This is a genomic window from uncultured Planktosalinus sp. (assembly GCF_963973675.1).
Taxonomy (GTDB): domain Bacteria; phylum Bacteroidota; class Bacteroidia; order Flavobacteriales; family Flavobacteriaceae; genus Planktosalinus.
The window spans coordinates 1-3,153 of the sequence record NZ_CAXBAN010000317.1; the positions used below are offsets into that span (position 1 = coordinate 1).

3 protein-coding genes and 1 pseudogene are annotated in these 3,153 nt (G+C 38.9%); 1 reads left to right on the forward strand and 3 read right to left on the reverse strand.

Annotated features, from left to right (window positions below):
• The 3 genes from AACY61_RS11175 to AACY61_RS11185 form a co-directional block, all read right to left on the reverse strand.
• The coding region (locus AACY61_RS11175; RefSeq protein WP_339611667.1) for a chromophore lyase CpcT/CpeT at positions 1 to 488 on the reverse strand (488 nt) is incomplete at its 3' end.
• A 1-nt stretch (position 489) separates the two neighbouring features.
• Positions 490 to 1,917 carry an SDR family oxidoreductase gene (locus tag AACY61_RS11180; protein ID WP_339611668.1) on the reverse strand — a complete coding sequence of 476 codons (1,428 nt, stop codon included), beginning with the start codon at positions 1,915 to 1,917 and terminating at the stop codon, positions 490 to 492.
• A 70-nt stretch (positions 1,918 to 1,987) separates the two neighbouring features.
• A complete protein-coding gene (locus tag AACY61_RS11185) occupies positions 1,988 to 2,620 on the reverse strand; it encodes a MarC family NAAT transporter (protein WP_339611669.1) in 633 nt (210 codons plus the stop codon).
• Between the two features lie 277 nt (positions 2,621 to 2,897).
• Here AACY61_RS11185 and AACY61_RS11190 point away from each other — a divergent pair.
• Positions 2,898 to 3,153 (forward strand): annotated as a pseudogene (locus AACY61_RS11190) (alpha/beta hydrolase); the annotation flags it as partial.

Sequence of the window (3,153 nt, forward strand, 5' to 3'; positions counted from 1 at the left end):
TCCACTGTTTTTCCTATAAAGGTGTTTTCAGTTGTTTTTTTAAGGAGCATTTCACAACCTTCCTTTATTTCAATAGTTTCAGGCAGTAATCTGTCAAAAAACTTGGGTGTTTGCCATTTACAAGTCCATAGGCTGGCATTGGGTATGGTAAAAATATCACTTCGCAATGTACTGTCATTTTCACGACTTAATTTGTAAATTCTCTGTCGGAAGGGTTCTTCCTGTTTGTTTGTTAGTGCTTGCTCCACATAGAGCCACTTGCCATCTTTTTCGACCCAGATGGGATACATATGAAGTGTGACCTTCCTAAAGTTGGTGTCTAAAGTTGCCTGTCGTTCATTGCTAAATGACCCCGTCATCATTGAGTGGAGATTTTCCAGCTCACTGTCTTTTTCAATTTCAAGTTCAGTAGCTGTTTCTTTAGGTGGTTGTTCTTTACAAGCTGTGAAGGAAGCCACTATGAGTAACATACAAATAAAATAGTTCATATTAGTCAGGTTTGTATTTTACAATATTACGAATCATTCCACCAAAAATAAAATAGTGAAAAGGAAGGACACTATACCAGTACAGTCGCCCCCAAATTCCTTTTGGTCTGAAGGTTGCGGTTTGTTTCAAAAGATTGTTTTCAGTTATTTTAAATTCCAGCCAGGCTTCACCCGGAAGTTTCATTTCGGCAAAAAGCAGGAGTCTTTTTTCATCTTTATCAGCATACAGCACTCTCCAGAAATCTAGGGCATCGCCGGGGTAGATTTTATCAGGGTGGGTGCGTCCACGTCTTAGTCCCACACCACCTACAACGAGGTCCATATAACCGCGTATTTTCCACAACCAGTTTCCATAATACCACCCTCTGTTTCCTCCAATTGACCAGATATTTTCAAGGGCTCGGTTTACATCCTTTACTTTGATTGTTTTTACGTCCTGCAGGCACCCATATTCGGGCACTTTGATGTGTTGCTTCAAGTCGTTGAATCGACCTGATATGAGTGCGTCTTTCCAGCTTGATACCACTAGGTTTTGTTCGATTTTCTGAAATGCTTTCTGAATGGCTTCCTCATAGGAAATGGGTTCTATTTTCAGAAGTTTTTGAAGATCGTTGTTTTTGGCAACTACTTCAGTTTTCATGCTATCTACCAGATTGACCGCCAGTGAATAGGTGGTAGAGGTTACAAAATACAACCAATAAGAAGAAAGGCGAGGTGACATAAAGGGAACAGAGAATATCCAAAGTTTTAATTTTCTTACTTTGGAATATTTTTTAAGCATTTGTTTATAAGTCAGCACATCGGGTCCGCCGATATCGAATGATTTATTGTAGCATTTTTCGTTAAGCATCACTCCTGTTAGCATTGAAATTACATCACGCACTGCGATGGGCTGTGTTTTGGTTTCAAGCCATTTGGGTGCTACCATGACCGGTAATTTTTCACAGAGGTCACGAATGATTTCAAAGGAAGAGCTTCCTGAGCCAACTACGATTCCTGCCCTTAAAACAGTGAGTTTAAAATGGCCTTGTGAGAGAATGTCTTCCACTTTTTTTCTGGATGAAAGGTGTTTTGACAACTCTTTGTTATTTACTATTCCACTGAGATATACCACTTGTTTCACTGAAGTTTCCTTCATATAGCTATTAAAGTTTTCAGCAGAGCGCGCTTCTTTTTCATCAAAATCTTCTGTGGAGGCGCTCATGGAGTGAATCAGGTAAAAGGCCAGGTCAATGTCTGTTGGTATTTTTCCTTGCTGTACGTCTTCCAGAAAGTCAATCTCCACAAAGCTGATATTTTTCAATGAATGATCAACATCAAGCCGATTTTTATCCCTAATGCAACATATGACCTCATGATTGAGATCCAGAAGTTGTAAAAGCAATCGTTTGCCAATATATCCATTGGCACCTGTGAGTAGTATTTTCAATATTTTCTTCTAAAAATACGCAATTTCTTTGGTATTTAGCGTTAAAAAGGCGTTAAGGGCTCTTTGTGTTTTAAGGTGTGAGTACTTTCAGTATTTCAAGGACCGATGAACTAATGTATTCAATTCCGATGGCGATTACTATAAAACCGATGATTCTTGAAATGGCGTTGATTCCTGATGCTCCCAATACTTTTACAATCAGGTAAGCGCTTCTCAGAATAAAAAACGTAACAAGGCAGGTGAGGGTGATTGCCAGGATGATAAAAAGGATTTCAGAAGTGTGATTGTATTCTTGCTGGAAGGAAATGAGAAGCGAAATAGATCCCGGTCCGGCCAACATTGGTATCGCCAGGGGTGTCAATGAAAAACGTTCCCGTTGAGAAAGGTCTTTTTGTACCCGTTTGTTTTTCATGCCTTTGTGTTTAGCAAAACTACCAGTGAGCAAGGCAAAGCCCGAGGATACAATAATCAGCCCGCCGGCGATGCGCAGCGAATTGAGACTGATGCCGAAAAACTCCAGGAGGTATTTACCTAGAAAAAATGAAATAAGCAGGATTACCAGAACATTGACAGCGGTAATCAGGGCGGTTTTTTTGCGTTCAGCGGTGTCTTCTTCCTGTGTGAGTCCCACATATATGGGTACGGTTCCCAGTGGGTTCATTATTGAGAAGAGTGCGGCAAATGCATATAAAAATAAATCCATTGTTTTTTGCCGCAAAGGAACGAGGGAATTGTGTTTTTACTGTCACGGGATTGTTAATTGATTGAGAAGGATGATGTAGATTATTTTGGTGTTTGTTTCCTTGCCTTACCTAAGTTGTGAGTAGATTTGGCTATGCTTCCTTTCCCTATAGGAATGGGGCTTTTTATTATGTATGTTTCTTTTGAGATTGTTTGATGTTTAATGAATAAAAATGACCTCCAACTAGTATTGTTGCACGAAATAAAAGTTATATTTAATTTTATTTAAAATTCTACTTATGAGGCTATTTATATTACTTGCTTTTATTCTTTTGTATACCGGGTGTTCTGACAAATACGAAGCCTATAAAAAAACACCGGAATATATTACCAATGCAACGGCAATAGATTCTTTATACTTTAAGGCTTATGACGAAACTTTAAAATTATGGGATGTTACTTATGAAGAATTATATATACCCACTACTTACGGTATTGCACATGTGATTGTAAGTGGTCCAAAAAATGCGGAACCGGTTGTAATGCTTCACGGAA